27 protein-coding genes and 1 riboswitch are annotated in these 26,544 nt (G+C 70.1%); of the genes, 10 read left to right on the forward strand and 17 right to left on the reverse strand.

Going from position 1 to position 26,544, the window contains the following annotated elements:
- Positions 1-12 precede the first annotated feature (12 nt).
- Positions 13-429 (reverse strand): MGMT family protein, encoded by a 417-nt coding sequence (locus CFN17_RS19285; RefSeq protein WP_208749271.1) that lies wholly within the window; start codon positions 427-429, stop codon positions 13-15.
- A 99-nt stretch (positions 430-528) separates the two neighbouring features.
- Here CFN17_RS19285 and CFN17_RS19290 point away from each other — a divergent pair, with 99 nt between their 5' ends.
- The 4 genes from CFN17_RS19290 to CFN17_RS19305 all read left to right on the forward strand — a co-directional run bounded on the left by CFN17_RS19290 (position 529) and on the right by CFN17_RS19305 (position 4,068).
- Positions 529-1,239, forward strand: a complete 711-nt coding sequence (locus tag CFN17_RS19290) for a 3'-5' exonuclease (RefSeq protein ID WP_208749272.1) — start codon at positions 529-531, stop codon at positions 1,237-1,239.
- A 381-nt stretch (positions 1,240-1,620) separates the two neighbouring features.
- Positions 1,621-2,556, forward strand: a complete 936-nt coding sequence (locus tag CFN17_RS19295; RefSeq protein WP_208749273.1) for an ABC transporter substrate-binding protein — start codon at positions 1,621-1,623, stop codon at positions 2,554-2,556.
- Positions 2,557-2,569: 13 nt separating this feature from the next.
- Positions 2,570-3,334 (forward strand): amino acid ABC transporter permease, encoded by a 765-nt coding sequence (locus CFN17_RS19300; protein ID WP_208749274.1) that lies wholly within the window; start codon positions 2,570-2,572, stop codon positions 3,332-3,334.
- Positions 3,331-4,068: an amino acid ABC transporter ATP-binding protein gene (locus CFN17_RS19305; RefSeq protein ID WP_208749275.1), complete on the forward strand. Its 738-nt coding sequence runs from the start codon at positions 3,331-3,333 to the stop codon at positions 4,066-4,068. The genes CFN17_RS19300 and CFN17_RS19305 overlap by 4 nt, the downstream gene beginning before the upstream one ends.
- 101 nt (positions 4,069-4,169) lie before the next feature.
- Here CFN17_RS19305 and hemL read toward each other — a convergent pair whose 3' ends face one another.
- The 10 genes from hemL to hemE all read right to left on the reverse strand — a co-directional run bounded on the left by hemL (position 4,170) and on the right by hemE (position 15,385).
- Positions 4,170-5,501, reverse strand: a complete 1,332-nt coding sequence (gene hemL, locus CFN17_RS19310) for a glutamate-1-semialdehyde 2,1-aminomutase (RefSeq protein WP_208749276.1) — start codon at positions 5,499-5,501, stop codon at positions 4,170-4,172.
- Positions 5,502-5,570: 69 nt separating this feature from the next.
- The gene (locus tag CFN17_RS19315; protein ID WP_208749277.1) at positions 5,571-6,677 is read right to left on the reverse strand and encodes an LLM class flavin-dependent oxidoreductase; all 1,107 of its coding nucleotides are present in this window, start codon (positions 6,675-6,677) and stop codon (positions 5,571-5,573) included.
- On the reverse strand, positions 6,677-7,657 hold the full coding sequence (gene hemB / locus CFN17_RS19320; protein WP_208749278.1) for a porphobilinogen synthase: 981 nt from the start codon (positions 7,655-7,657) through the stop codon (positions 6,677-6,679). The genes CFN17_RS19315 and hemB overlap by 1 nt, the downstream gene beginning before the upstream one ends.
- On the reverse strand, positions 7,654-8,634 hold the full coding sequence (locus tag CFN17_RS19325) for a uroporphyrinogen-III synthase (RefSeq protein ID WP_208749279.1): 981 nt from the start codon (positions 8,632-8,634) through the stop codon (positions 7,654-7,656). Before CFN17_RS19325 ends, hemB begins: the two co-directional genes overlap by 4 nt.
- A gap of 20 nt (positions 8,635-8,654) precedes the next feature.
- On the reverse strand, positions 8,655-9,653 hold the full coding sequence (hemC, locus tag CFN17_RS19330; RefSeq protein WP_208749280.1) for a hydroxymethylbilane synthase: 999 nt from the start codon (positions 9,651-9,653) through the stop codon (positions 8,655-8,657).
- On the reverse strand, positions 9,650-10,900 hold the full coding sequence (locus CFN17_RS19335; RefSeq protein ID WP_208749281.1) for a ferrochelatase: 1,251 nt from the start codon (positions 10,898-10,900) through the stop codon (positions 9,650-9,652). The genes hemC and CFN17_RS19335 overlap by 4 nt, the downstream gene beginning before the upstream one ends.
- Entirely contained in the window at positions 10,897-11,643 is a 747-nt protein-coding gene (hemQ, locus tag CFN17_RS19340) for a hydrogen peroxide-dependent heme synthase (protein WP_208749282.1), read from the reverse strand. The genes CFN17_RS19335 and hemQ overlap by 4 nt, the downstream gene beginning before the upstream one ends.
- Before the next feature lie 109 nt (positions 11,644-11,752).
- Positions 11,753-12,610 (reverse strand): hypothetical protein, encoded by an 858-nt coding sequence (locus CFN17_RS19345; protein WP_208749283.1) that lies wholly within the window; start codon positions 12,608-12,610, stop codon positions 11,753-11,755.
- Between the two features lie 135 nt (positions 12,611-12,745).
- A complete protein-coding gene (gene hemG, locus CFN17_RS19350; RefSeq protein ID WP_208751601.1) occupies positions 12,746-14,242 on the reverse strand; it encodes a protoporphyrinogen oxidase in 1,497 nt (498 codons plus the stop codon).
- Between the two features lie 24 nt (positions 14,243-14,266).
- Complete coding sequence (hemE, locus tag CFN17_RS19355) at positions 14,267-15,385, reverse strand: uroporphyrinogen decarboxylase (protein WP_208749284.1); 1,119 nt, start codon at positions 15,383-15,385, stop codon at positions 14,267-14,269.
- A 169-nt stretch (positions 15,386-15,554) separates the two neighbouring features.
- Between hemE and CFN17_RS19360 the strand changes: the two genes are divergently transcribed.
- The gene (locus tag CFN17_RS19360) at positions 15,555-16,913 is read left to right on the forward strand and encodes a glutamyl-tRNA reductase (RefSeq protein WP_208749285.1); all 1,359 of its coding nucleotides are present in this window, start codon (positions 15,555-15,557) and stop codon (positions 16,911-16,913) included.
- Positions 16,914-16,977: 64 nt separating this feature from the next.
- Here CFN17_RS19360 and CFN17_RS19365 read toward each other — a convergent pair whose 3' ends face one another.
- Positions 16,978-18,000: an SDR family NAD(P)-dependent oxidoreductase gene (locus CFN17_RS19365; protein WP_208749286.1), complete on the reverse strand. Its 1,023-nt coding sequence runs from the start codon at positions 17,998-18,000 to the stop codon at positions 16,978-16,980.
- 11 nt (positions 18,001-18,011) lie between these two features.
- Positions 18,012-19,190 (reverse strand): molybdopterin-synthase adenylyltransferase MoeB, encoded by a 1,179-nt coding sequence (gene moeB, locus CFN17_RS19370; protein ID WP_208751602.1) that lies wholly within the window; start codon positions 19,188-19,190, stop codon positions 18,012-18,014.
- A 225-nt stretch (positions 19,191-19,415) separates the two neighbouring features.
- Between moeB and CFN17_RS19375 the strand changes: the two genes are divergently transcribed.
- The 3 genes from CFN17_RS19375 to CFN17_RS19385 all read left to right on the forward strand — a co-directional run bounded on the left by CFN17_RS19375 (position 19,416) and on the right by CFN17_RS19385 (position 20,710).
- Positions 19,416-20,063 carry a TetR/AcrR family transcriptional regulator gene (locus CFN17_RS19375; RefSeq protein ID WP_208751603.1) on the forward strand — a complete coding sequence of 216 codons (648 nt, stop codon included), beginning with the start codon at positions 19,416-19,418 and terminating at the stop codon, positions 20,061-20,063.
- 61 nt (positions 20,064-20,124) lie between these two features.
- On the forward strand, positions 20,125-20,349 hold the full coding sequence (locus CFN17_RS19380; protein WP_208749287.1) for a DUF3107 domain-containing protein: 225 nt from the start codon (positions 20,125-20,127) through the stop codon (positions 20,347-20,349).
- A gap of 58 nt (positions 20,350-20,407) precedes the next feature.
- The gene (locus CFN17_RS19385; protein ID WP_208749288.1) at positions 20,408-20,710 is read left to right on the forward strand and encodes a hypothetical protein; all 303 of its coding nucleotides are present in this window, start codon (positions 20,408-20,410) and stop codon (positions 20,708-20,710) included.
- Between the two features lie 119 nt (positions 20,711-20,829).
- Here CFN17_RS19385 and CFN17_RS19390 read toward each other — a convergent pair whose 3' ends face one another.
- The 3 genes from CFN17_RS19390 to thiO form a co-directional block, all read right to left on the reverse strand.
- Positions 20,830-21,672, reverse strand: a complete 843-nt coding sequence (locus tag CFN17_RS19390) for a thiazole synthase (RefSeq protein WP_261792284.1) — start codon at positions 21,670-21,672, stop codon at positions 20,830-20,832.
- A 5-nt stretch (positions 21,673-21,677) separates the two neighbouring features.
- Positions 21,678-21,914, reverse strand: a complete 237-nt coding sequence (thiS, locus tag CFN17_RS19395) for a sulfur carrier protein ThiS (protein ID WP_208749289.1) — start codon at positions 21,912-21,914, stop codon at positions 21,678-21,680.
- Positions 21,911-23,215: a glycine oxidase ThiO gene (gene thiO / locus CFN17_RS19400; protein WP_208749290.1), complete on the reverse strand. Its 1,305-nt coding sequence runs from the start codon at positions 23,213-23,215 to the stop codon at positions 21,911-21,913. The genes thiS and thiO overlap by 4 nt, the downstream gene beginning before the upstream one ends.
- A riboswitch (TPP riboswitch) is annotated at positions 23,210-23,328 on the reverse strand. (Overlaps the previous gene by 6 nt.)
- Before the next feature lie 26 nt (positions 23,329-23,354).
- Here thiO and thiE point away from each other — a divergent pair.
- Positions 23,355-24,050, forward strand: a complete 696-nt coding sequence (gene thiE, locus CFN17_RS19405; RefSeq protein ID WP_208749291.1) for a thiamine phosphate synthase — start codon at positions 23,355-23,357, stop codon at positions 24,048-24,050.
- 52 nt (positions 24,051-24,102) lie between these two features.
- Here the strand turns inward: thiE and CFN17_RS19410 are convergent, their stop codons facing one another.
- Positions 24,103-24,774, reverse strand: a complete 672-nt coding sequence (locus tag CFN17_RS19410) for a ferritin-like fold-containing protein (RefSeq protein ID WP_208749292.1) — start codon at positions 24,772-24,774, stop codon at positions 24,103-24,105.
- Between the two features lie 41 nt (positions 24,775-24,815).
- On the opposite strand from CFN17_RS19410, the gene CFN17_RS19415 reads away from it, so the two are divergent.
- Positions 24,816-26,345: an RNB domain-containing ribonuclease gene (locus tag CFN17_RS19415; protein WP_208749293.1), complete on the forward strand. Its 1,530-nt coding sequence runs from the start codon at positions 24,816-24,818 to the stop codon at positions 26,343-26,345.
- Positions 26,346-26,544 lie beyond the last annotated feature (199 nt).

The following is a 26,544-nucleotide window of genomic DNA, read 5'->3' on the forward strand; positions in this document are numbered from 1 at the left end:
GGCTGGGGGTACTCACACAGTCATTTCATCATCGGGTACCGACAATCGATGCAACTGCCGGTCGAGCCGTTCAGCGATGACGTCGATCCGGTCGAATTCGGCGTCCGTGGGCGCCCACCGGCCGGCGGCCAGATCCACGCGCCAGCGCCCCTCGCCGGTCCGGCGATAGTCAGTGTAGTTGCCCAGCAGCGGTGTCCCCTCGGCCAGGTAGAGCTCCAGCGCCTCGCGCTCGTGGCCGGGCGGTGCGTCCCCGCTGGACTTCAGGACACGCCACCAGGGCACGCCGCTGCCATGGTGGCTCATGACGGAGCCGACCTGCCGGGGGCCGCCGGAACCGAGCAGTTCGGCGACATCGCCGTAGGCCACCGCCGCACCGGCGGGGATCAACGCCACCAGGTCCAGCACCGCCTCGACATACTCCGTCCGCATCAATCCAGCCTAACGTTTCCGCGGGCTCAGACACGCCGCCCGGGCGGCGCGCCCGGGCGGCGGTCAAGAAGTGTCGGAGGCAGCAGGTAGCGTTGAAGCATGAGCACTTGGAACAGCCTTCCCCGCGCAGCTTTCGACCTCGAAACGACGGGCCGCAACTCCCGCTCGGCGCGGATTGTCACGGCGTCGGTCACGGTTGTGGATGCCGCCGGCGAGGTCGTCAAGGAACACGAGTGGCTCGCCGACCCGGGGGTCGAGATTCCCGCCGAGGCCAGCGAGGTCCACGGGATCACCACGGAGAAGGCCCGCAGCGAGGGCCGGCCCGCCGCCGAGGTGACGCGCGAACTCGCCGCCGTGCTCCAGGAGCTCTTCGACACCGGCGTGCCGGTCATCGCCTTCAATGCCAGCTACGACTTCACGGTGCTCGCGGCCGAGTCGGCCCGCTACGGAGTTCCTCAGCTGAGCCGGTTCCCCGTCCTGGACCCCTACATCATGAACAAGCAGGTGGACCGGTACCGCAAAGGCAAGCGCACCCTGACGGCTCTGTGCGAGGAATACGGCGTCAGCCTGGACAACGCCCACACCTCGGCCGCCGACGCCCTGGCCACCTTGCGCATGCTCGATGCCATGGCCGGGAAATTCCCCAAGCTGAGGATGCCCGCAGGCAACCTGCACCAGCTCCAGGTCGAATGGGCCTCCGCCCAGGCGGCGGATTTCCAGAGCTACCTGCGCAAGACCAAACCGGCCGCCGTGATTGAGGGCGACTGGCCCGTCCTGCCCCCGGAGGACGCCGGCCGGGGCGAGTTCTGAACGGCAAATCCCGGCCGCGGGACGTCTTAATAAGCAACCTTCGCCCGCACGGGCGTCACAACTAGACCGCCGTGGCGCGCAATTCCAGCTATTGAGACCGAACTCACACGCCCGGCGGCGCCCCGCCGGCGGAAGCCGCCGCGCCGAAGATTCCGCCCGGCCCGGCCCGGGCTGTCCGGAGCGATGAGCATCAGCCATGATCCTGAAGATGCTTCGCGCCCAGCATCTCTTGCCTCCGAATAATTCGGATTGAATCCGCGTCCGCGTCCGGTGACACAATTATCTTTCGCAGCTTGCCCGCCGTCCGGCGCCCGAGCTCGCTGCCGGGGCCCCTTCGAGTCCCCCGCGAACCACTGAACTTCAGACGAAAGTGACTGCGTTATGAAAAGCAAAGCCTTGAAGTGGCTGACAACCGTTCCCGTGGCGATAGCCGTGGCCGTCTCCCTGGCGGCGTGCGGCGGCGGCTCGGCGCAGTCAACCGCGTCACCGACGGATGCGCTCCAGGGCAGCGACCAGACGTCCCTGGACAAGTACACGACCAAGGACGTCACCCCGCTGGACAAGATTGACAAGTCCAAGCTCGGTCTCCTGACCGAGGGAACCCTCACCGTGGGCACACTCTCGGATGCCCCGCCGAACATTTTCATCGACAAGTCCGGCAAGTTCACCGGCTACGACAACGAGCTCCTGCGCGCCATCGCGGACAAGCTGGGCCTCAAGGTCGAATTCAAGTCGACCTCCTTCTCCTCGCTGCTCGCGCAGGTCGCCAACAAGCAGTTCGACCTCGGATCGTCCTCGATTTCCACCACCGACGCCCGCCGCAAGACCGTCGGCTTCACCAACGGCTACGACTTCGGCTACATGGCCGTCGTCGCCAAGAAGGACGCCAAGATCAAGGGCTTCAAGGACCTGACCAAGGACACCCGGATCGCCGTCGTCCAGGGCACCGTGCAGGACGACTACGTCACGAACACCCTTCAGATCGAGCCGGTCCGCTTCGAGGACTACAACACCGCTTACGCCAACGTGAAGAACGGTCAGGTTGACGCCTGGGTGGCACCGTCCCAGCAGGCCACCGGCCAGGTCAAGGAAGGCGACGGCACCGTCATCGCCGAGTCGGTTGTGAACACCCAGAACTTCACCGCCTACGCCGTGAACAAGGACAACCAGCCGCTTATCGACGCGCTGAACTCCGGCCTGGACGCCGTGATTGCAGACGGCACCTGGTCCAAGCTGACCAAGGAATGGTACCCGGACCGCGAGACCCCGGCCACGTGGTCCCCGGGATCCAAGGCTGTCACCGTTCCGAAGTCCTAGGGAGTCCTAGTCCGTGGATGCACTCGATCAACTCGTAAAGACCTTCTTTGACTGGGAGGCGATGGCGGCCGTCCTACCGAACATGATCATGGTCGGCCTGCCCAATACCCTGATTCTGGCGGTTTCATCGGGCGTGCTCGGGTGCATCCTGGGCATGGTCCTGGCCATCATGGGCACGTCCCGCCGGACCCCGCTGCGCTGGCTTTCCCGGATTTACACGGATGTTTTCCGCGGCGTCCCCGCCATTGTGGTGATTCTCCTCATCGGCATCGGGCTCGGCCCCGTGTTCCGGGAACTGACCGGCTCCACCAATCCGTTCCCGCTCGGCATCCTCGCCCTTACGCTCATGGCGGCGGCCTACATCGGCGAGATCTTCCGATCCGGCATCCAGAGCGTGGAAAAGGGCCAGCTGGAGGCCTCCCGGGCACTGGGCTTCAGCTACGGCTCGTCCATGCGCCTCGTGGTGATTCCGCAGGGCATCCGCCGGGTGCTCCCGGCCCTGGTGAACCAGTTCATCTCGCTGATCAAGGACTCGTCTCTGATCTACCTGCTGGGCCTGCTCGCCAGCCAGCGCGAGATCTTCCGCATCGGTAACGACGCCGCCGCCAACACCGGGAACCTTTCGCCGCTCATTGCGGCGGCCGTGATGTACCTGATCCTGACCGTTCCGCTCACGCACCTGGTCAACTACATCGACAACCGCCTGCGCACCGGCCGTCCGGAAAAACGGCAACCGGACGACGCCGCAGCCCTGATCGGGAAGGGAGCACAGCCATGAGCGACTTCGCCTCCGGCTCGCTGACCGGCAAGAACCTGCACCTGTCCTTCGGCTCGAACCATGTCCTGCGCGGCATCGACCTGCACGTCGAGAAGGGCACCACCGCCTCGGTGATCGGCCCCTCCGGGTCGGGCAAGTCCACGCTGCTGCGGGTCATGAACCGCCTGATCGAACCGGACCAGGGCGACATCCTGCTCGACGGCCGGTCCGTCCTGAAGGACAACCCGGACGAGCTCCGGCAGCGGATCGGCATGGTGTTCCAGCAGTTCAACCTGTTCCCGCACAAGACCGTGGTGGACAACGTCTCGCTGGCGCTGCGGAAGCTGCGAAAGCTCCCCGCCGAGCAGGCGCGCGCCGAGGCGCTCGAACAGCTGGACCTCGTGGGCCTCAAGCACAAGGCCGACGCGCGCCCTGCCAACCTCTCCGGCGGGCAGCAACAGCGCGTCGCCATTGCCCGCGCCCTGGCCATGAAGCCGGAGGTGATGTTCTTCGACGAGGCCACCTCCGCGCTCGACCCGGAGCTTGTCAAGGGCGTCCTGGCGCTGATGACCGACCTCGCCAAGGGCGGCATGACCATGGTGGTGGTGACGCACGAGATGGGATTCTCCCGCAACGTCTCGGACACCGTCACGTTCATGGACGGCGGCGTCGTGGTGGAATCCGGCCCGCCGGAGCAGATCTTCACCAACCCGCAGACCGAGCGGCTGCAGGGTTTCCTCTCCGACGTGCTGTAGGACTGCCGGCCGCGCCGGCCCGGCGCCAAGAGCAGCGACAGCAGCGCAAACACTGATGGCACCCGCCGCGGCGGGTGCCATCAGTGTTTAATCAGACGTGCTCAGGCCTTGGCTGCTGCCGCCGCCTTGGCCGCGGCCGGCAGGGCGTCGAAGATCCGGTTCATCGCGGCGTCGTCGTGCGCGGCGGAGAGGAACCAGGCTTCGAAGACCGATGGCGGGAGGTAGACCCCGGAGTCCAGCATGGAGTGGAAGAACGGGGCGTAGCGGAACACGTCCTGGCCCTGGGCGTCGTCGTAGTTGTGGACGCCGCGCGCGCCCGTGCCGAACGCCACGGAGAACAGGTTGCCGGCGCGCTGGATCGAGTGGTCCACGCCGGCGGCATCGAGGGCGGAGGACAGCGCTGCGGACAGTTCCAGCGAGCGGGCGTCCACGAACGAGTAGACCTCCGGGGTGGCGTGCGTGAGCGTCGCGACACCGGCGGCCATCGCCACCGGGTTACCGGAGAGGGTGCCGGCCTGGTAGACGGGACCCACAGGAGCGAGGTAGTCCATGACTTCGGCGCGGCCCCCGAGGGCCGCCGTCGGCATGCCGCCGCCGATCACCTTCCCGAACGTCAGCAGGTCCGGCGCCCAGGGGTCGGCGGCGTCGGCTGCCCCGCCGGTCAGGCCCCAGTAGCCGGAGTATCCGGTGCGGAACCCGGTGAGGACTTCGTCGAGGATGAGCAGTGCGCCGTGCTCGCGGGTGATCCGGGACAGGCCGGCGTTGAAGCCCTCCCCCGGGGTCACCACGCCCATGTTGGCCGGGGCGGCTTCGGTGATGACCGCGGCGATGCTGTCGCCGTGCTTCGCGAACGCGGCCTCGACGGCGGCGAGGTCGTTGTACGGGAGCACAAGCGTCTCCGCGGCGGTCGCGGCCGTGACACCGGCCGAGCCGGGCAGCGCCAGGGTCGCCAGGCCGGAGCCCGCGGCGGCGAGGAGGCCGTCGAGGTGGCCGTGGTAGCAGCCGGCGAACTTGATGACGAGGTTCCGGCCGGTGTAGCCGCGGGCCAGCCGGATGGCGGTCATGGTGGCTTCGGTGCCGGTGGAGACCATCCGGACGCGTTCGGCGGCCGGGACGCGTTCCTTGACGATCGCGGCGAGGTTCGCCTCGTCCGGCGTGGACGCGCCGAAGGACAGGCCGCGGTCGACGGCGGCGTGCACGGCGGCGAGGACCTCCGGGTGGGCGTGTCCCAGCAGCGCCGGGCCCCAGGAACAGACGAGGTCGACGTAGTCGGCGCCGTCGGCGTCGGTGAGGTAGGCGCCTTTGGCGGACACCATGAACCGCGGCGTCCCGCCGACCGACCCGAAGGCGCGCACGGGTGAGTTCACGCCGCCGGGCATCAGCTGGCGGGCGCGGTCAAAGAGTTCCTCGTTGCGAGGCATGCTGGAAGTCATGGTTCCTATTCTTTCAGTTCGCTGGCGGGGCGGTTCACGGCTGCCGCGGCGGGCAGTTCGCGGGCCGGGTCAGCCGGCGGCCGGCCCGGCCAGCAGGGCGGACACCCGGGGCGCCACTTCGGTGCCGAACAGCTCGATGGAGCGCATCATGGCCGCGTGCGGCAGGGTGCCGTTGCTGTACTTCAGGTCGAAGCGGTCCACGCCCAGGTTCTTCTTCAGCAGGGCGATCTTCGCGGCCACGGTTTCCGGGGAGCCGACGTAGAGTGCCCCTTCGGGCGTGCACATGGCGTCGAATTCGGTCCTGCTGCCCGGTCCCCAGCCGCGTTCCGCGCCGATCCGGTTGCGCATGGCGATCCAGTGCGGGAAGAACTCCTCCCGGGCGTCCTCGTCCGTGGCGGCGACGTGGCCGGGCGAATGCGTGGCCATCTGCTGCATCGGGTGCCCGTACTTGGCCATGGCCTCACGGTAGAGCCCGGCCAGCGGAGCGAAGGACCGCGGCTGGCCGCCGATGATGGCGAAGATGATGGGGTAGCCGTATTCGGCGCAGCGCAGCACGGATTCAGGGGTGCCGCCGACGCCGATCCAGGCCGGCAGAAGGTGGTGTTCCAGCGGCGGGTAGACGCTCAGGCCCTTGATGGCCGGCCGGGTGCGGCCTTCCCAGTGGACGGGTTCCTGCGCCCGGACCCTGTCGAAGAGTTCGAGCTTCTCCTCGAAGAGGACGTCGTAGTCCGCCAGGTCCAGGCCGAACAGCGGGAACGACTCGATGAACGATCCCCGGCCCAGCATGACCTCGGCCCGGCCGCTGGAGAGGGCGTCCACCGTCGCGAAGCGCTGGAAGACCCGGATCGGGTCATCGGAGCTGAGCACCGTCACGGCGGAACCGAGCCGGATGCGTTTGGTCCGCGCGGCCGCCGCGGCCAGGAAGACCTCGGGGGCGGACACCGCGAAGTCGCGGCGGTGGTGCTCCCCCACGCCGAAGGCGTGCAGGCCCACCTCGTCGGCCAGTTCGGCCTGCTCCAGGAGCTGCCGGAGGACCTGGGCGTGCGGGACGGGGTGGCCGTCGGGGAAGACGCCGACGTCACCGAAGGTGTTCAGGCCCAGGAGGATGCGTTCGGGCCCCACCGGTGCGGTGGGACCGGCCGGCAGGGCGGGCCCGGAGGCCGGGGCCGCGCTCATCAGGACTCCTTCAGCCAGCCGGCGAGTTCGCTCGCCCAGTAGGTGAGCACCATGTTCGCGCCGGCACGTTTGATGCCCAGGACGGATTCGGTGATGGCGGCCCGGCGGTCGATCCAGCCGTTCGCGGCGGCAGCCTCGATCATCGAGTATTCGCCCGAGATCTGGTAGGCCGCCACGGGGACCGGGCTCATGGCGGCGACGTCGGCGAGGATGTCCAGGTAGCTCATGGCCGGCTTCACCATGACCATGTCCGCGCCCTCGGCCAGGTCCAGGTCCACCTCCAGGATGGCCTCCCGGCGGTTGGCGGCGTCCATCTGGTAGGTGCGGCGGTCGCCGGTCAGCTGCGAGTCGACGGCTTCCCGGAACGGTCCGTAGAACGCGGAGGCGTATTTCGCGGCGTAGGCCACGACCGCGGTGTTGGCGTGCCCGGCGTCCTCGAGGGCCTGCCGGATCACTGCGACCTGGCCGTCCATCATGCCGGACGGGCCCAGCACGTGGGCGCCGGCGTCGGCCTGGGCGACGGCCATCCGGCCGTAGATCTCCAGCGTCGCGTCGTTGTCGACGTAGCCGTTGGCGTCCAGGACGCCGCAGTGGCCGTGGTCGGTGAATTCGTCGAGGCAGACATCGCTCATGACCACGAGGTCGTCGCCGACCTCGGCGCGGACGTCCCGGATGGCCTTGTTCAGGACCCCGTCCGGATCCAGGGACGCGGTGCCGCGCGCGTCCCGGACGGCGGGGACACCGAAGAGCATGATGCCGCCGACGCCGAGCTCCACGGCCTCGGCCGCGGCCCGCTTGAGCGAGTCCGTGGTGTGCTGCTGCACCCCGGGCATCGAGGCAATGGGGTTGGGCTCGTCCAGGCCTTCCCGGATGAAGGCGGGCAGGATCAGCTCCGCGGCGGAGAGGCGGTGTTCTGCGGTCAGCCGCCGCATCGCGGGGATGGTGCGCAGCCGGCGCGGCCGGTGGGTCGGGAAGCTCATGTGTTGTCCTTCGCTCGATGCTCTGCTGGAAAACGGTCTGCGGGAAGCCGGCCGGCCGGGCGGCGGTCTGCCGTCTCCTGTGACCGGACGACGGCGGCGACGAGGCCCGACGCCGTCGGAGTTTCGGCGACGGCGTCCACGGTGAGCCCAAGGCGGTCCGCCTCGGCCGCCGTCGAGCGCCCGATGGCGACGAACCGGCAGGTGCCAAGCGGGGCGAGGTCTGCCTGGATGCGCCGGGCGGCGCTCGGTGAAGCGGCGACGACGGCGTCCAGCCGGCCGGCCCGGATCTCGCCTTTCGCGGCGGCCAGGGTCAGCACGTCGGCCGGCTGGCCGGCGCCGGGCTGTTCCAGCGGCGGCTGGCAGGCCGGCAGCCCCAGGCGGGGATCCGCCGGGTAGTCCACGGTCCGGTACGCGGTGACGGCCTGCACCGAGGCACCGCGGGCTTCGAGGCCGCGGCGGAGCCGGGGATCGGCGATGTCCGCCTGCGGGAGCAGTACGCTGCTGCGGCCTTCGGGCCAGATGCCGAGCAGCCCGGTTCCGGACTGCTGCGCCGTGGGCGCCAGGTCCACGCTGACACCCCGGGACTCGAGGATATGCCGCGTGGCGGGACCGATCGTGGCGACCTGGACGTGCCCGGGCAGCCAGGCGCACAGGGAGGAGCCCCGCTCCGCGGCTTTGGCCTCGAGCACCTGGACGGTGGTGACGCTGCTGATCACGAGCCAGTTGTAGGCACCGGCGCCGAGGGCATCGAAGGCGACGTCCAGGGAGTGCTGGTCGCTGGCCACTTCGAAATCGATCAGGGGCAGCAGCACGGGATCGGCACCGAGCCGGCGCAGGGCGGCGACGAGTTCGCCGGAGCGGTCCGGGCTGCGGGCGATCAGGATCCGGGCACCGTCCAGGGCCCCGTCCCCGGACGCCTCCGTCCCGCTCCCGGGGGCCCGGGCGCTGTCCCGGGTGCGGGCGCTCTCCTGTCCCATGGTGTGCTGGCTCCCGTGGCTCAGGACGCGGCCAGGTCCGCGATATCGGCGGCACCGCGGGCCAGCAGGACCTCGGCGAGTTCGATTCCCAGCAGGGTTGCCCCCACTTCGGTCAGCCCGTCGGTGGCCTTCCTGTCCCGGACGCTGGCCGTGCCGTCGACGGCGCAGACCACGGCTTCGAGGTGCAGCATGCTGCCCTTGCGGTAGGCGTACGCGCCCACCGGTGCGGCGCAGCCGGCCTCGAGGCGGGCCAGGAGCGCCCGTTCGGCGGTCACGGCAAGCCGGGTGTCGGGGTCGTCGAGGGCGGCGAGGGCCTGGGCGAGGACGCCCTGGGAGCCGTCCGTGGAGCCGGCCTTGCGGGGCGCGTCGGCTGTGCGGCATTCGAGGGCGAGGGAACCCTGCCCGGCGGCGGGCAGCATGATGTCCGTTGCCAGGTATTCGGTCACGGCGTCGAGCCGGCCGATCCGCTGCAGGCCGGCGGCGGCCAGGACCACCGCGTCGAGGTCGCACGACTTGCCTTCGACGACGGCGTCGGTGGTGTTGCCCGGCAGCCCCGGGACGCGTCCGAGCCGGGTGTCGACGTTGCCGCGGATGTCACGGATGTCCAGGTCCGGCCGGGCCGCGCGCAGCTGCGCCGCACGGCGCGGTGAGCCGGTGCCCACGGTGGCCCCGGCGGGCAGGTCCGCGAGGTTCAGGCCGTCGCGGGCGCAGAGGACGTCGCGGACGTCGACGCGTTTCGGCGTCGCCGCGAGGCTCAGGCCGAGGGCCGGCCCGGTGGGCAGGTCCTTGAGTGAATGCACGGCGACGTCACACGCGTCCCGCAGCAGGGCATCGCGCAGGGCCGCGACGAACACTCCGGTGCCGCCCATTTGGGACAGCGGGCCGGTGAGGACGTCGCCGTCCGTGCGGACATGCACGAGTTCGACGGCGAACCCGCCGACGGCGGCCAGCTGGTCCGCGGTCTGCTGGGTCTGGGTGAGGGCGAGCTTGCTGGCGCGGGTGCCGATCCGGACGGTCACAGTGCTGCCTGACCTGCGGCCGGGTAGGGATCGTGCCCCGTTCCGACCGTGGTGTCCGCGCCCGCGATGGTGGGCTTTTCGCCGCGGAAGTTGGCGCAGCAGCCCGGCCGGCAGACGTCGTACCAGGGGCCGAGCCGGGTCAGGTGCGGGCGGTCCGCGATATTGTTCGCCGCGGTCCGTTCGCAGATCAGGTCCACCACCCCTGTGACGAACTTGCGGTGGGTTCCGGGCGTGGGCACACGGATGGCCGTCAGGCCAAGGTTGGCGCAGGTCTCGAGGGCCTCGGTGTCCAGGTCCCAGACGACTTCCATGTGGTCGCTGACGAAGCCCAGCGGCACGATCACGATGCCCTTGACGCCCTGGCCGGCGAGCTCCTCAATGGCGTCGTTGATGTCGGGTTCAAGCCACGGGACGTGCGGGGCGCCGGACCGGGACTGGTAGACCAGGGACCACGGGGCGCCCACTCCGGTCTCGGCTTCAACCCGCCGGATGACCTCGGCGCCGGTGGCCAGGTGCTGGGCCACGTACGCGGAGTCCTGTTCGAACTCGCGGGGCTCGCCCTCGGAGCGGCCGGCGGCGTCGGCGTCGCGGGTCGGGATGGAGTGCGTGGCGAACAGGATGTGCACCGGAGCCTCGGGCGTGCCGGCGGAGGCGAGCCGGTCCCGGACCTCGGCCAGGCCGGCGGCGGTGCCCTCGATGAAGGGCTCCACGAAGCCGGGGTGGTCAAAGTACTGGCGCACCTTGTCCACCTCGAGCTTTCCGTCCAGGCCGGTTTCGGTCAGGGCCATGCCGATGTCCTCGCGGTACTGGCGGCAGCTGGAGTAGCAGGAGTAGGCGCTCGTGGTGAGCATGAGGACCTTGCGGTGTCCGGCGTCGTACATGGCCTGGAGCGTCTGCGGGATGTAGGGGTCCCAGTTGCGGTTGCCCCAGTAGACCGGCAGCTCGATGCCGCGGGCGGCCAGCTCCGTCTCCATGGCGGCCTTGAGCGCGCGGTTCTGCGCGTTGATGGGGCTGATGCCGCCGTTGGCGCGGTAATGGTGCGAGACCTCTTCGAGCCGCTCGTCCGGGATGCCGCGGCCCCGGGTGACGTTGCGCAGGAAGGGGATGACGTCCTCCTGGCCCTCCGGGCCGCCGAAGGAGGCAAGCAGGACGGCGTCGTACTCCTTGGGAGCCATCCGGCCGGCTTCGGTCACGGGGTTCACGGCCGTCAGCTCCGCAACGTCCGCCTGCGGGTCGAGCGGGCTCATGCCAGGACCTCGGCGACCTCGGCGGCGCTGACGCGCCGGCCGGTGTAGAACGGGATTTCCTCACGGACATGGTTGCGCGCCTCCGTGCTGCGCAGGTGCCGCATCAGGTCCACGAGGTCCACGAGCTCGGGTGCCTCCAGGCCCAGGATCCATTCCCAGTCGCCCAGGGCAAAGGAGGAGACCGTGTTGGAGATGACCTGCGGGAAGTCCCGGCCCAGGAGGCCGTGGTCGCGGAGCATCGCGCCGCGCTCGGCGTCCGGCAGGAGGTACCACTCGTAGGAGCGGACGAACGGGTAGACGCACAGCCACTCGGCCGGTTCGACGCCGCGGGAGAAGGCCGGAGTGTGGTTCTTGGCGAACTCGGCCTCGCGGTGGACGCCCATGGCGGACCACGCGATCTCGGTGCCGGTGAACAGCTTGCTGCGGCGGATGTCGCGGACCGCCTGCTGCAGGGCCTCGGGCTTGGGCCCGTGGAGCCAGATCATGATGTCCGCATCCGCGCGCATGGCAGAAACGTCATAGCTGCCGCGGTGGACAACACCGGCCTCGGCGAGCCGTGCCAGCAGCGACTCGAAGTCCCGGGCCGCTTCCGCATCGCGGGGGGCGTCCGCGGACCGCTTGAAAACGGTCCAGAGGGTGAAGAACTGCTCGGTTGAATCCTGGGGCGCCGATGCCCCGGCGGCTGACGCTCCGGGGACGGGCGTTCCGGTTTTAGTGACAGATTCGGCAGAAGTGTGGCTCATGAATACCAGTCTGCCCCCTCTCCCTAGCTAAGTCGAAAAAAAGCACTTCTACAACGCGTAGAAGTGCTTTATTTCACACGCCGGAGGCGGACCGCGTGGTGCGGGGCCCTCAGGCCCTGCGCATCCGGACGACGGCGACGCCGGCGCCGACGGACAGCGCCACCAGGCCCAGGCCCCAGCCAACGAGCGGCGAGAGCCCGGCGGGCTCCACGGCCGAGGTGGCCTGCAGCGAGGTGCTTCCCGCGTGGCCCTTGGCCGCTGCCGGCGTGGCCGTCCCGGTGGGGGAAGCCTTTGCCGTGGCGGTGTGCGACGGCGACGCCTTGGCTCCGCCGGCCGGGGCTGCGGATCCGTTCAGGGGCGCGGCGCCGTTTCCTGCGGTGGCCGCGGCGGACCCGGTAGTGGATCCGGAGGCTGCCTGGCCTGCCGCCGGGACGGATCCTGCCTGGCCTGCGGCGGGGGCTCCGGTCGCCGGGGACGTAAGCGGAGCGCCGGGGACCGGCGGCGCGGCGGGCGGAGCAACGCCGGCTGACGGGGTTCCCGACGGCGGCACGGCCGCGTGCGGGGCGGTGGGCTCGGGACTGCCGGGGGCCGGGTCGCTGGGCTCGGGGTCCCTGGGTTGCGGATCACTCGGTTCGGGATCGCCGGTTTCGGGAGTCGTGGGTTCCGGGCTGCTGCTGCGTGAGGGCGACGGCGTGGATGTGGCCCCGCCCGAGCCTGCCGACGGCGAGGGGCTCGGCGTCGAGGAGCCAAGCAGGCTGTCCAGGACGTCCCCGAGGCCGAGGGTCAGCGATCCCTGTGCCGTCGGTGCGGTGGACGCTGCCGGGGACAGCCCGGTCGCGGCATTGGAAGCAGGAACTCCCGCAGAAACAGCCAGTACCACCCCGAGCGCGGCTCCTGCTGCGCCGCGCCGGAGTCCTCCATGGCGCCCGGTCTTCGTTGTTGACACGTTGGACCTGAAAATAACCATGGTCATCGAGCCTAGCCGGAATCGACCGGGAGGAAAAACCGGCCGGAACCCGGGAAATACCGGCCGGTAACCCATGGTGCCGCCGGTGTTTTAGGTGAAGTTGCGACGAATGTGAAAGCTGTGACGGACGGGGTCCTAGGTGAGCAACGGGCGGATCTGCCGCGGCGTGTCGGCCACGATGGCGGCAAGGCCGTTGCCGGACAGCCAGCCGCCCACGACCGCGAGCGTGCCGTCCGCGGCGCAGGCGCTCCGGACGGCGGCGACGCGCTGCTTGTGGCCGAGGGACGCAAAGGGCAGCGCACCGGTCCAGCGGACCACGTCCCAGCCCGCCACGGCGGCTTCGGTGACCGGGACGCCGAGCAGGGCCGCGGCGTCGGCCAGGGCGGCGGAGAAGAGTTCGGCGTCCGAGCGCGGCGCGGCAACAGCTCCGGTGCCGTCGGAGGCGCCGCCGCGGCCGTAGGAGAGCCGGAGCACATGCTTGCCCGGCCCTGTCCGCTGCGCCAGCCAGGCCCACTTGGCGGTGCTGTGCGTCAGCGCCTTGGCTTGCACGCCGGGACTCTGCGGCGCCACGAGGACGCCGGTGCCGCGCGGCGCCCGGTCGAGTGCCGGGAGGTCCACGACGAGGGTGACCAGGCTGACGTCCGGCCCGGCGTCGGGGCGGAGGGGTTCAAGTTCCGGCAGGGCCGCACCGAGGAGGTCGACGGCGGCCGGGCCCTCGACCGCAACGACGAGCAGCCCGGCGTCGAACGTGTCGCGTTCCGTGCTGACCCGCCAGCCGCCGGCGGTGCGCTGGACCGACCGCGCCCGGGTGCCGCTGAGCAGGGTGACGCCCTGCCGGCGCACGTCGGCCACCAGGGCTGCCACGAGTGTGTGCATGCCGCCGCGCAGGCCGGCGACGGCGGAGCCGGCCTTCCGGGGCCCGGACGTTGCGGGTTGGGCTGTGTGCTGCCGGGCTGCCTGCTCCGGCGGCGCGGCCGCCGCTCCCCTGCGCTGGGCCGCGACGGCGGCGGCGAGGGAGCCGTGCTGACGGATGCCGGCCCGCAGCCCCGGGGCGACCATGTCGACGTCGAGCCCTGCCGGGTCGGCGGAATGGACGCCGCCCACCACCGGCGCCACGAGCCGGTCCAGCACCCGCCGGCCCATCCTCCTGCGGACCAGGGTTGACACGCTGGTGGCCTCAGCGGCGGTGCCGAGCGAGGCCGGCAGCACGGAGTCGATGGAAGCGCGGAGGGAACCGAGCAGGCCCAGGGACCGCCGGACCTCCGGGTCCCATGGGCTGGCCGGGATGCCGAGGATCCCGGTCTTGGGCAGTTCCCGCGGGCCGTCCGGCAGCTGGACCCAGGCCCCGCCGGGATTCGGCGCGACGATCTCGCCGGCCAGGCCGAGGTCGGCCGCGAGATCGGCGACCGCCGTGCTGCGGGTGGCAAACGATTCCGCCCCGCTGTCGAGCGTCAGCCCGGCCACGGTGTGGCTGCCGACGCAGCCGCCCCACGCCTCGCCGGCCTCCAGGATTGTGGTGCGGACGCCGGCCCGGGCGAACTCCCGGGCAGCCAGCAGGCCGGAGATTCCTCCGCCGATCACCAGCGCGGTCCTGTCAGGGCGCTGCCCTGCGGAGCCGGCGGCCGCGGACATCCCGGCGGTGCCTGCGTCCATGGCCTACTCCGGGGAGATGGAGTGGATGAGTTCGACGACGCGCGTCAGCACGGCAGGGTCCGTTTCCGGGGGCACGCCGTGGCCCAGGTTCAGGACGTGGCCGGGCGCGGCGGAGCCGGCGGCGATCACGTCGCGGACGTGCGCTTCCAGGATCTCCCACGGTGCGGACAGCAGTGCGGGGTCGATGTTGCCCTGCAGCGGAACGGTCCCGCCGAGCCGCCGGTTGGCTTCGTCCAGCGGGAGCCGGTAGTCAACGCCCACGACGTCGACGCCGACGTCGCGCATGGCCACGAGCAGTTCCGAGGTGCCGGTGCCGAAGTGGACCAGCGGTGCGCCGAGGTGGCGGACGTGGTCCAGGGCACGGGCCGACGCCGGAGCGACGTAACGCTGGTAGTCGGCCAGCCCCAGCGAGCCGGCCCACGAGTCGAAAAGCTGGCCGGCCGAGGCGCCGGCCTCCAGCTGCGCCCTGAGGAACATGCCGGAGGCGTCGGCGGCCCAGTTGGCCAGGGCGGTCCACGTCTCCGGGTCGGCGTGCATCATGGTGCGCGGGCCGAGGTGGTCGCGGGACGGCTTGCCTTCCACCATGTAGGCGGCGAGCGTGAAGGGCGCGCCGGCGAAGCCGATCAGCGGGGTGCTGCCGAGCTCAGCCACGGTAAGACGTACGGCCTCGCGGATGGGTTCCAGGGCCTCCCACGTCAGCTGCGGCAGGGCGGCGACGTCCGCTGCGGTGCGCACCGGCGCGTCCAGGACGGGGCCAACGCCGGGGACGATGTCCACACCGACGCCGGCCAGCTTGAGCGGGATGACGATATCGGAGAAGAAGATGGCGGCATCGACGTCGTGCCGCCGGACCGGCTGCAGGGTGATCTCCGCGGCCAGCTCCGGGCGCAGGCATGAGTCCAGCATCGCGACGCCCTCGCGGACCTTGAGGTACTCCGGCAGCGAGCGGCCGGCCTGGCGCATGAACCAGACGGGACGGCGCGAGGGCGTGCCGCCCCGGTAGGCGGTGATGAGGGGCGAGTCCGAGGTGCGGCCGTCCATGAGCGGGTGCCCGGCGTCGAGCCCGCGGTCGGACGTACTGGAATTTGTCGTGCCGGCGCTTGCCGCAGCCCTTGGAGTCATGCCTTCGATTGTGCCCAAATTTGCGCCCAAAAGATAACGACAGCCTGTCACGCGCATCGTTACACCGGCAACGATCGCGGTGCCGTGGCGGGAATCACAGCAGGGGGTGCCCGATCCCACTCGGACATGTTGTTCTACACGGACACGAAAAAGCTATGATGGTGATGCTGTGGTTCTTTTCTCATTGGTGGCTACACACGCCGACATCGACCTCGAAACCGTTGCTCAGCTGAGCACCGGCGCTTCCGGGCTTGCCACATCCGCCCTCGCCGGATCGCCGGCCGTGGCGGGTGCCGTTGTCCTTGCCACCTGCAACCGCTTCGAAATCTATGGCGAGGCACCGAACCCCGACGCGGTCGACGCGGCCCGGGCGGCCCTTATCTCGCAGATCAGCGGTGCCAGCGGGCTGAACGATCAGCTCGTCTCCCGCGCGTTCAGCACCCGCACCGGTGCCGAGGTCAGCCGGCATCTGTTCGCCGTCAGTTCCGGGCTGGACTCCGCCGTTGTCGGTGAACGCGAAATCGCCGGCCAGGTCCGCCGCGCCCTGATCACCGCCCAGCATGAGGGCACGGCGAGCTCCGGGCTGGTAAGGCTCTTCCAGGCCGCGTCCAAGACGGCCAAGGATGTCGGCGCCCAGACGGCCCTGGGCTCCCGCGGCCTCTCGATCGTCTCGGTGGCGCTGGATCTGGCCACGGACCTCTCGGAAAACCCCGACTGGTCGGCCAAGAAGGCTGTCGTCTTCGGCACCGGCGCCTACGCCGGTGCCACCATGTCGCTGCTGCGCGAACGCGGCTGCACCGACGTCCATGTCTACTCCTCCTCCGGGCGCGCCCCCGGGTTCGTCGCCACCCGGGGCGGCACGGCCCTGGATGAGGACACCCTCCCGGCAGCGGTGGCCGCGGCGGACGTCATGATCGGCTGCAGCGGCTCGGACAGCCGGGTCGAAGCGGACGAGCTCGCCCGGATCCGGGCGGACTCGGTCCAGCCGCTGATCGCGATCGACCTCGCCCTGACCCACGACTTCGACCCCGCGGTGGGCGAGCTCGACGGCGTCGAACTGCTGACGCTGGAATCCGTCCGGCTGGCGGCACCCCAGGAACAGGCCGAGTCGCTCGCGCAGGCCAGCAGCATTGTCTCCGGTGCGGCCAGCGCCTTTGAGCAGGAGCGTGAGGCACGCTCGGTTGATTCGGCGATCGTTGCCCTGCGCCGGCACACGATGAACGTCCTGGACGCGGAAATGGAAAAGGTCCGCGCCCGGCACGGCTGCACCGCCGCCGCCGAGGAAGTCGAGTTCGCCCTGCGCCGCATGGTAAAGCAGCTGTTGCACATCCCCACGGTCCGGGCGCGGGAACTTGCCGCCGACGGGCAGCAGGACGCCTACGTTGCCGGTCTTGAGGCGTTGTACGGCATCACCGTGGAGCCCTCCCCCGCCGCCGGTTCCGCCCTGGCGGCGCCCGCCCCCGTCGTGTCCGACGCTGAGTGCCCGGTGGAACACGGCGGAGCCGGCGAAATCCGCGAAACCGCGTAGCGTCCCGTCTAAGTACCCTTTTCGCGGAACGGTACCCTTCTCGCGGAACCTGGACTATCCGGGCTCACCCGGCGAAAGCGTTGATCCCGGTCATGTCGGCGGACACCTGCCACAGCCGGGCGGCCGCGTCCGGGTCCACTGCATGGGCGTCCACGCCCCTGATTCTGGCCTCGGGCGATCCCGGAACGGTGGGTTCGGCGATGTCGCAGTCCTCGCAGTACACGCCGCCCATGCCCTCCAGTGCCGGCGACGTCGCCGCCCAGACCGACGTGGCCGCGCCCTGTTCCGGGGTCTTGAACCGGGCGTCGACGGTGCCGTGCTCATCCATCCAGCCCGCGGCAATCATTTCCTCGCGCGGCAGATGGCGCTGCAGTTCCGTCATGATGCCGCCGGGGTGAACGGCGAAGGCCCTCACGCCGAAGTCCCGGCCGAGGGCGTCGAGCCGGACGGCGAAGAGGGCGTTGGCCGTCTTCGCCTGGCCGTACGCGCGCCATTTGTCGTAGCCGGCGTCGAAGTTGATGTCATCGAAGCGGATCGGCGAGAGCTTGTGCCCCGTGGAGGACAGCGAGACGACGCGGGCCCCGTCCGCCGCGGCGAGGGCCGGCCACAGCAGGTTGGTGAGCGCAAAGTGGCCCAGGTGGTTGGTCGCAAACTGGGCCTCCCAACCGGGGCCCACCCGGTGCTCCGGGCTGGCCATGATGGCGGCGTTGTTGATGAGGATGTCCAGGCTGCGGGGCGGGTTGGCCGCCGCGGCAGCCAGGAAGCCGGCGGCGAACTCCTGCACGCTCGCCTGGTCCGCCAGATCCAGTTCGGCCACGCTGACATCGCCGCCCCGGGCTCCCGGGGCCAGCCCGGCCGCGGCCAGGACGTCGCGGGCGTGGTCGGGCCGTCGGGCGGGCACCACAACGGAGGCCCCGGCGGACGCGAGTGCCCGCACGGTTTCCAGGCCGAGTCCGGAGTAGCCGCCGGTGACGATCGCGGTCTTCCCGGCCAGACCGATGCCGGAGATGACGTCGGCGGCCGTCGAATCACGGCCGAAGCCGGAGCCGATCTTGCGCTGTGGTGTCCGGGCGGGTTCCTCGCTCATGGCAGGGCCTCTCAGTAGACCGGTTTCCCGGGTTCCACGTCCCGCACCCAGGCGAGGATGCCGCCTTCGAGGTGGCTGACGCGCTCGTACCCGGCAGCGCGGGCCGCTGACAGGACGGCGGCGGACCGTGTTCCGGCCTTGCAGTGGAAGACGATATCGGCGTCCTGGGGCAGGTCCTGCCACGCTTCGCCGGCCAGGATGCGGCCCTGCGGGATCAGCACCGCCCCGTCGATCCGGACGATGTCGTACTCCCCGCTTTCCCGCACGTCCACCAGGTGGAAGTCCTTGAGTCCGGCCTTTCGCGAGGCGAGCATGGTGGCGAGCTGGGTTGCCGTGACCGTGTGCCCGGCCCCGGCATCCGCTGTGGGGGTGATGCCGCAGAAGGCCTCGTAATCGGTCAGTTCCGTGATGCGCGGCGCCGCGGGATCCCGGGCCACCTTGATCTCGCGCCAGGTGCCGCCGAGCGCGTCGTAGAGCGCCAGCCGGCCGAGCAGGGACCGCCCGACGCCGGTGATCAGCTTGACGGCTTCGGTCACCATCAGGGATCCGACGGCGGCGCACAGCATGCCGAACACGCCGCCTTCCCCGCAGGACGGCACGGAGCCGGCCGGGGGTGCTTCCGGGTACAGGTCCCGGTAGGTGGGTCCGTGCTGTTCCCAAAAGACGCTGACCTGGCCGTCGAACCGGAAGATCGATCCCCAGACATAGGGCTTGCCGAGGATCGCCGCGGCGTCGTTGACGAGGTAGCGGGTGGCGAAGTTGTCGGCGCCGTCGAGGATGAGGTCGTAGCCGGCGAAAAGGTCCAGGGCATTGGACGCATCGAGGCGGATGTTGTGCAGCCGGACGTCGACCAGCGGGTTCAGCGCCGCAATGGCGTCCCGGGCCGATTCGATTTTGGGCCGGCCCACGTCCGCGACGCCGTGGATGATCTGGCGCTGCAGGTTGCTGAGGTCGACGTCGTCGTCATCGACGATCCCGAGGGTGCCGACCCCGGCGGCGGCGAGGTAGAGCAGCGCGGGCGAACCCAGTCCGCCGGCCCCGATGACCAGGACTTTCGCGTTCTTGAGCCGGCGCTGGCCGATCGCGCCGATCTCCGGAATGATCAGGTGGCGCGAGTAGCGCTCCACCTCCTCCGGGCTGAGGTCTGCCGCGGGCTCAACCAGCGGTCCGGGCCGGGGATCCAGCTGCATCCGGGAGGTTGCGGGGGCGCCGTCGGCGGCGATGTTTGAGGCCATACTTCAATCTATGCCTGAAGATACCGTCAGGTCATATTACCCGCGCGTAAAGTGTATTTCAGGGCAAGGTAGTGCAGTGCCGTTTATGGCTGCAGTGTTGTTTACGGCAGTGCTGTTGAATATATTGCGCGTTATTGGGTGAAGAGGGAAAGAAGGCCGACAGTGGTTCATCAGGCACCGGTGGAGCGGGACGGGACCGGCAAGCCGCCGGCCGGACAGACGCGGAGCGGACATCGCTCGGCGCGCCTGCCCCGCGACGAACGCCGGGCGCAGCTGCTGGCGGCTGCGCAGGAAGTCTTCGTGGCGAACGGCTACCACGGTGCCGCCATGGATGAAATCGCCGAGACCGCGCACGTCAGCAAGCCTGTCCTGTACCAGCACTTCCCGTCCAAGCGGGACCTCTACCTGGCGCTGCTGGACAGCCACCTCAGCAAGTTGATCGACCTCCTGCTGGGCGCCCTGAATTCCACCACGGACAATGACGAACGTGTCCAGGCGGTGATGCGCGCCTACTTCCGCTTCATCGCCAACGATGATCAGGCACACCGGCTCGTGTTTGAATCGGACCTGATTAATGACCCCGACGTCAGCGCACGGCTGGAAACGTTCAACAAGACCTTTGCCGACGCCGTCGCGCACGTCATTGCCGAGGACACCAAGCTGCCGGAGCTCGAAGCCCAACTCCTGGGCCGCGGACTGGCCGGAATGGCCCACGTGAGCGCGCGGTACTGGCTCGAGACGGACGGGAACCTGGACCTCGATGTGGCCAGTGACCTCATCTACCGTTTAGCTTGGCGCGGAATCTCCCGCTTCCCCAAGGAGACCTAGACTACAACTAGAGATTGACCTTAGAGATTTAATCGACTTTGACCGGCTGGGAGGCCTCGCTGTGGAAGTAAAGATTGGTATTCAGAACATTGGCCGCGAAATCGTGCTCGAATCCAGCCAGGATGCCGACGCCGTCGCCAAGGTGGTGGGCGACGCGATCGCCAAGGGCAGCGAGCTGCGGCTGACGGATGACAAGGGCCGGCTGATCATTGTCCCCGCCAATGTCCTTGGTTACGTCGAAATCGGAGCAGAAGAGGCCCGCCGCGTCGGTTTCGGCGCCCTCTAGTTCCCCCTCTTCCAGAGTCCGTTCTTCACCGCAGTTTCCTGAACGCGAGGGGTCCTGAATGCTTTCCCTGATTGTGGTGGCCATGGTCACCGTTGCCGCGGGCTTCGTAGTATGGGCAAATGACAAACGGCACACGAAGTACGGCATCAGTGTTCCGGCCGGGGTCGCCGCCGCCGTCGGCATGCTGAGCTGGATCATCTTCATGGCGGCCGGGTTCGGCTACCAGCCGGGACTGACCTGGATTCCGTGGATCCTGCCCATGGTCCTGGGCACTGCAGCCTCCATCGGGGCCGTGGTGTACCTCGGCAGGACCCGGACCCGGCACGATACCGACCGGCTCACCGCCATCCTGAAGCTCTAGCAGGACGCGGATCGTCAGCAGGACGCCAATCCCTGGCCGGAAAAAGCAGTGGCCACGCTCCTCGTCGGGAGCGTGGCCACTGTTTTTGACTCCGTTTCTTGAGCGTCGTCGGGCCCCTGTTAGAGGAACTCGGCCCGGCCTTCCATGGCCGAGGACGCCAGTGCGTGCTCGCGGCGCGGGATCCGGCCGGCCGACTTTGCCAGCCTGCCCGCGATGACGGCGTGCCTGAACGCCTCGCCCATGACGGCGGGATTCTGCGCCCGGGTCACGGCCGTGGCGAGCAGCACGGCGTCGCAGCCCAGTTCCATCGCCAGGGCAGCATCCGAGGCCGTGCCGATCCCGGCGTCGAGCACCACGGGAACCGATGCCCGCGCTACGATCAGCTCGATGTTGTGCGGGTTCAGGATGCCCAGTCCGGTGCCGATCGGGGCGCCAAGCGGCATCACCGCCGTCGCGCCGAGGTTTTCCAGCCGGAGGGCCAGCACGGGATCGTCGTTGGTGTAGGCAAAAACCTTGAACCCGCGGGCCACGAGCTGTTCGGTGGCGTCCACGAGTTCCACCGCGTCCGGAAGCAGGGTGTGCTCGTCGGCAATGACTTCGAGCTTGACCCAGTCCGTCTCCAAGGCTTCGCGGGCCAGCTCCGCGGTGAGGACGGCGTCCTTGGCGGTGAAGCAGCCGGCCGTGTTGGGCAGCACCCGGATGTTGTGGTCCACCAGCAGCTGGAACAGCGAGCCCGTCTCCGCCGGTGAATAGCGGCGCATCGCCACCGTGGTCAGTTCCGTCCCGGAGGCCAGCAGTGCCGCGCCCAGCCCGTCCAGGCTCGGCGCGCCGCCGGTGCCCATGATGAGGCGCGAGCCAAGTGTCACGCCGTCGACCACGAACGGGTCGGCGGCCGTTGCCGCAGGGGACCCGGCCGGTGTGCCGGCAAGAGCCGTCGGTCCGGCAAAAACAGTCTCGTTCATGGTGCTCATCCTCCCTGGACTGCTGTGACGAGTTCGACGTCGTCGCCCTCGGCGAGCGCCGTGGCGTGCCACTGGCTGCGCGGCACGACTTCGGCGTTGCGGGCCACGGCGACGCCGAGCTTCCTGCCGTCCGCGGCGCGGCCGTCGGGGCCGATGCTCCGGCCGGTGAGCTCGCTGACAAGGGCGCTGACGGAGGCGCCGTCGGCGACGCTCTGCTCCGTTCCGTTCAGTCTGATGTTCATGCTGCTTCCTTGTTAGGGCTGTCCCCGGACGCATCCGGGATTCGGGAAAAACGGTCGGGGCGGAACGCGGACCAGCGCGGGTCCGCTGTCCCGTCCATGAGCTCGCGGCAGACGGCGGCGGCCGCCGGCGTCAGCAGGACGCCGTGCCGGAAGAAGCCGGTCGCGATGATGAGCCCGGGGATATCCCCGCCACCACGGCCGCGGACCGCGACCCGCCCCAGCAGCGGGGCGTTGTCCGGCGTGCCCGGACGTGCCCGCGCCGTGGCTTCCAGCAGCTCCAGCTCCGCCACGGCGGGCACCAGTTGCTGGGCGTCGCGGAGCAGCTGGTACACGCCCCCGGCGGACACTGCCCGGGGATCGGTCGGGCCGTCCTCGCGCTGGGTGGCGCCGATCACCACGGTGCCGTCCTGCCGCGGGACGATGTACACGGGCACCCCGCGCACCATCCCCCGCACCGTGGCGGTCACCAGCGGCCGCAGATGGGCGGGCACCCGGAGCCGGAGGATGTCGCCGTAGACCGGCCGCAGCGGCAGCGCCAGGCCGTCGGGCAGGCCCTCCAGGCCGGGCGCGCCGAGCCCGTTGGCCACGATCGTTTCCGTGGCCCGGATGGTACCGCCGCCGGCCAGCCGGACTCCCGTGACGGCGCCGCCGTCCCAGAGCAGCCCGGCCGCGCGGCGCCGGACCAGACTGCCGTGGCCCTCCGTGCCCAGCAGGCCGGCGAGACGGGCGATCAGCAGCCGGGGATCCACCTGGTGGTCTGCCGGAATGTCGAAGGCACACGAGATGCCGGGGCTCAGCAGCGGTTCGCGGCTGCGGGCCTCGCGCACGGTCAGGGGGTCGACGGTGAGGCCGCAGGCCCGCTGGACCTCCCTGAGGTCCGCGAGCGCGCGGCGGTCCGCCGCGTCGGCACCGACGGCGAGGGTCGGCGTCCTCTGGTACCCCGTGCCGGCCGCGGACTCCGGAGCGGTGGCACCGGCGTCGATCCCGGCAGCGAACCCGGGCCACAGCCGGGAGGACTCCAGCATCAGTTCCAGGAGTTCTTCCTCCTGGTAATGCAGTTCGCTGACGGGCGCGAGCATCCCGGCCGCGGCCCAGCTGGCCCCGCTGCCGGGTGCGTCATCGATCAGCACGACGGAGCGGCCGGCGCGGCCGGCCTCGAACGCGATGCCGTGGCCGATCACCCCGCCGCCGATCACGGCGACGTCGGCGGTGCAATCCCCGGCGGCATCGGGTCTGCTGTCATAAATCCGGGAAGCGGCGTCATCTGCGGGCTCGGCTTCACGGCTGGCTCCTGGACCCATAAAAAAATTCCTTCCCTACGCCGGTACTAGCCGGATCAGGTCAAGCGGTCGGCTCTGACGCCCTCTCAGCCGTTGCAGCGGCATTGCCGCTGCGGGCTCCCGCGGTATGCGCCCAGTTTAGAGGAACTAGGCTGGTCCCATGACCCAGGACGCCATCCACACCACCGCCCGCCTCTACCTGTGCACCGACGCCCGCCGGGACCGCGGCGACTTCGAGGCCTTCGTGGACGCCGCTTTCGCCGGCGGGGTGGACATCATCCAGCTGCGTGACAAGTCGCTCGAGGCGGCCGAGGAACTGGAATTCCTGGAGGTCCTGCAGGCCGCGGCGCAACGCCACGGCCGGTTGTGGTCCGTCAATGACCGGGCGGACATCGCGTCCCTGTCGGGGGCGCCGGTGTTCCATGTCGGGCAGAAGGACATTTCGCTCGGTGCCGCCCGCGGTTTCCTCGGCAAGGACACCGTGATCGGGCTGTCCACGCACAGCCCGGAGCAGGTGGACGCGGCCATCGCGGCCTCGCCCGGCCGCAAGGGCCTGGATTACTTCTGTGTCGGGCCCGTGTGGGCCACCCCCACCAAGCCGGGACGCGCCGCCGTCGGCCTCGACCTGGTGCGCTACGCCGCCCGGGCGATCGAAAAGGCGGACGCGGAGGGAACCGGCACGGTGGACGGGGTGGTGCCCTGGTTCGCGATCGGCGGGATCGACCTCGGCAACGTGGAGCAGGTGGTCGACGCCGGCGCCCGGCGGATCGTCGTGGTCCGGGCCATCACCGACGCCGATGATCCGGCACACGCTGCGGGAGCGCTGCTGGCGGCACTGGACGCCGCGGACGCCTGAGCGCGTCGGCCAGAACGCTCCGGGCGGGCCGCGCCGGGCAGGCCGGCCTGGCTTACGCGGCCAGTCCCAGCCCCGCCATCCGGCGTGCGTGGTTCGCCGCGAGTTCGGCCGCGAGACCGCTGGCCATGTCCTTGGCAGCGTCGTCGTCGAGACCGGACAGGCCGCCGAGGAGCGCGTGCTCGATGCCCACCCGCTGGGCCTGGGTCAGGGCTTCGCCCAGCAGGCGCCGGGCCCACAACGCCAGGCGGGAAGCCAGCCGCGGGTCATCGGCCAGGGCCGCCTTGAGGCGGTCCCGCAGCACGGCCGTGGATGTTTCCGCGGACTGGATCTGTTCGATCAGTTCCCGGGTCCCGGCGTCGACGTACCGGGCGACGGCCCGGTAGACGTCCGCGGAGACGGTGTCGATCACGTAGGCCTTCATGAGCGATTCGTACCAGTCCGCCGGGCGGGTGCGCTCATGGAAGTGGTCCACGGACGGCTGGAACGGGAGCATCGCGGCCTCCGTGTCCAGGCCCATGGCCTCGAGCCGGCTCCGGACCAGTTCGTAGTGCTGGAACTCCACCACGGCCATCCTGCCCAGCACCGCGCGGTCATGCAGCGTAGGCGAATACCGGGCATCGGAGGACAACCGTTCGAAGGCCGAGAGCTCGCCATAGGCCATCACTCCCAGCAGATCCGCGAGGAAGCTGTTGTAGCGGGCAGGATCGTCCGGACTGGCGCTCATCTTTCAAGACTAATGGCGGAAATCGGGCTACCCTGATTTTCGTGTCCCATCATCGCCTGACCCCGAGTGTCCACGAGCAGCAGAACCAGCTGGCCGCGGCACTCAAGGCGCTGCGCACGACCCTGGAACTGCCCGGTCCGTTCCCCGAAAACGTGCTCCGCGACGCCCGGGCCGCGGTGGCCGAACACAAGCTGCCGGACCTGGACCTGACGCATGTGGAGTTCGTGACGATCGATCCGGCGTCGTCCACGGACCTCGACCAGGCCCTGTTCATCGAGCGCAGGGGTGCCGGGTACAAAGTGCTGTACGCCATCGCCGACGTTCCGTCCTTTGTCGCTCCGGGCGGCCCGCTCGACGCCGAAACCCGCCGCCGCGGCCAGACCTTCTACACCCCGGACGGCCGGATCCCGCTGCACCCGGAGGTCATCAGCGAGGCCGCCGGGAGCCTGCTCGCCGGGCAGCTGTGTGCGGCCTTCGTGTGGGAGTTCGATCTGGACGCCGCGGCCGAGGTGACCTCGGTGCTGGTCCGCCGGGCGCAGGTGCGCAGCCGCGCGAAGCTCAGCTACAAGGGCGTGCAGGCCGAGCTCGACGCCGGCACCGCGCCGGCCATGTTGCAGCTGCTCAGGGAGGTGGGCATCAAGCGGGTGGAGCTGGAGCGCCTGCGCGGCGGCGCGAGCCTGAACATGCCGGAGCAGGAGATCCAGCAGCTGCCCGACGGCGGCTACCGGATCGTGGCGGCCCCGCCGCTGCCCGTGGAGGACTGGAACGCCCAGATTTCCCTCATGACCGGGATGGCCGCAGCCGGTCTCATGATCCGGGGCAAGGTCGGCATCCTGCGCACCATGCCCGCCCCGGATGAGGCGTCGCTGCGGCACTTCCACCGCCAGACCCACGCCCTGGGCAAGCCCTGGGACGGGGAGATCCGCTACGGCGAATACCTTCGCACCCTCGATCCCACCGATCCCCGGCAGCTGGCGATCGTGCATTCGGCCGGGATGCTGTTCCGCGGCGCCGGCTACACCCCGTTCGACGGCACCGTCCCGGAGGCCGCCATCCAGGCAGCCATCGGCGCCGCCTACGCCCACTCCACGGCGCCGCTGCGGCGCCTGGTGGACCGTTTCGTCCTGGTCATCTGCGAGGCCCTGAGCAACGGCACGGAGGTTCCGGCCTGGGCCCGGGAAGCCCTGCCGTCGCTTCCTGCCATCATGGCCACCTCGGACCAGCTGGCCGCGAAGCTGGAGCGCCTCGCCCTGGACACGGTGGAGGCGGCGCTGCTGGTCAACCACGTCGGCCAGGAGTTCGACGCCGTCGTCATCTCCGGTTCAAAGCCGCCGAAGAACGGCGGCACCGCTTCCGGCGGAGCCAGTGCCAGTGCCAGTGGGAGTGCCAGTGCCAGTACCAACGGCAGCGCCGGCGGGAACGGGAACGGGCCCTCCGGCATGGTCCAGATCGCCGAGCCCGCCGTGACCGCGCGGTGCCCCGGCGAGCTCGAACCCGGCACGCAGGTCCGGGTCCGGGTGCTGTCCTCGGACATCGCCACCCGCGAAATCCGGCTCGAGCTCGCCGGCTGACGGGCCGCCTCCGGGCGCACTTCCGCGGCGCTCCGGCGGCCCCGGTCGAGGATCCGGGCCGCGTACAGCTAGACTGGAGAGGTAGAAATGGATGCCCGGTCGTTGATTTCCATGATTTTCGAATTCAACAAGCCCGCCCCTACGCGATCTTGAGATAGACCCGCTGGTCCCCAGTGCCAGCATTTAGATAGCCCGCGAT

Origin of the sequence: Arthrobacter sp. PM3, assembly GCF_003352915.1 — a bacterium.
Lineage (GTDB): Bacteria > Actinomycetota > Actinomycetes > Actinomycetales > Micrococcaceae > Arthrobacter.

Coding starts and splice junctions, on each gene's coding strand:
- CFN17_RS19285 (WP_208749271.1), bottom strand. CDS start 429: ATGCGGACGGAGTATGTCGAGGCGGTGCTGGACCTGGTGGCGTTGATC.
- CFN17_RS19290 (WP_208749272.1), top strand. CDS start 529: ATGAGCACTTGGAACAGCCTTCCCCGCGCAGCTTTCGACCTCGAAACG.
- CFN17_RS19295 (WP_208749273.1), top strand. CDS start 1,621: ATGAAAAGCAAAGCCTTGAAGTGGCTGACAACCGTTCCCGTGGCGATA.
- CFN17_RS19305 (WP_208749275.1), top strand. CDS start 3,331: ATGAGCGACTTCGCCTCCGGCTCGCTGACCGGCAAGAACCTGCACCTG.
- hemL (WP_208749276.1), bottom strand. CDS start 5,501: ATGACTTCCAGCATGCCTCGCAACGAGGAACTCTTTGACCGCGCCCGC.
- CFN17_RS19315 (WP_208749277.1), bottom strand. CDS start 6,677: ATGAGCGCGGCCCCGGCCTCCGGGCCCGCCCTGCCGGCCGGTCCCACC.
- hemB (WP_208749278.1), bottom strand. CDS start 7,657: ATGAGCTTCCCGACCCACCGGCCGCGCCGGCTGCGCACCATCCCCGCG.
- CFN17_RS19325 (WP_208749279.1), bottom strand. CDS start 8,634: ATGGGACAGGAGAGCGCCCGCACCCGGGACAGCGCCCGGGCCCCCGGG.
- CFN17_RS19335 (WP_208749281.1), bottom strand. CDS start 10,900: ATGAGCCCGCTCGACCCGCAGGCGGACGTTGCGGAGCTGACGGCCGTG.
- hemQ (WP_208749282.1), bottom strand. CDS start 11,643: ATGAGCCACACTTCTGCCGAATCTGTCACTAAAACCGGAACGCCCGTC.
- CFN17_RS19345 (WP_208749283.1), bottom strand. CDS start 12,610: ATGGTTATTTTCAGGTCCAACGTGTCAACAACGAAGACCGGGCGCCAT.
- hemG (WP_208751601.1), bottom strand. CDS start 14,242: ATGTCCGCGGCCGCCGGCTCCGCAGGGCAGCGCCCTGACAGGACCGCG.
- hemE (WP_208749284.1), bottom strand. CDS start 15,385: ATGACTCCAAGGGCTGCGGCAAGCGCCGGCACGACAAATTCCAGTACG.
- CFN17_RS19365 (WP_208749286.1), bottom strand. CDS start 18,000: ATGAGCGAGGAACCCGCCCGGACACCACAGCGCAAGATCGGCTCCGGC.
- moeB (WP_208751602.1), bottom strand. CDS start 19,190: ATGCAGCTGGATCCCCGGCCCGGACCGCTGGTTGAGCCCGCGGCAGAC.
- CFN17_RS19385 (WP_208749288.1), top strand. CDS start 20,408: ATGCTTTCCCTGATTGTGGTGGCCATGGTCACCGTTGCCGCGGGCTTC.
- CFN17_RS19390 (WP_261792284.1), bottom strand. CDS start 21,672: ATGAACGAGACTGTTTTTGCCGGACCGACGGCTCTTGCCGGCACACCG.
- thiS (WP_208749289.1), bottom strand. CDS start 21,914: ATGAACATCAGACTGAACGGAACGGAGCAGAGCGTCGCCGACGGCGCC.
- thiO (WP_208749290.1), bottom strand. CDS start 23,215: ATGGGTCCAGGAGCCAGCCGTGAAGCCGAGCCCGCAGATGACGCCGCT.
- thiE (WP_208749291.1), top strand. CDS start 23,355: ATGACCCAGGACGCCATCCACACCACCGCCCGCCTCTACCTGTGCACC.
- CFN17_RS19410 (WP_208749292.1), bottom strand. CDS start 24,774: ATGAGCGCCAGTCCGGACGATCCTGCCCGCTACAACAGCTTCCTCGCG.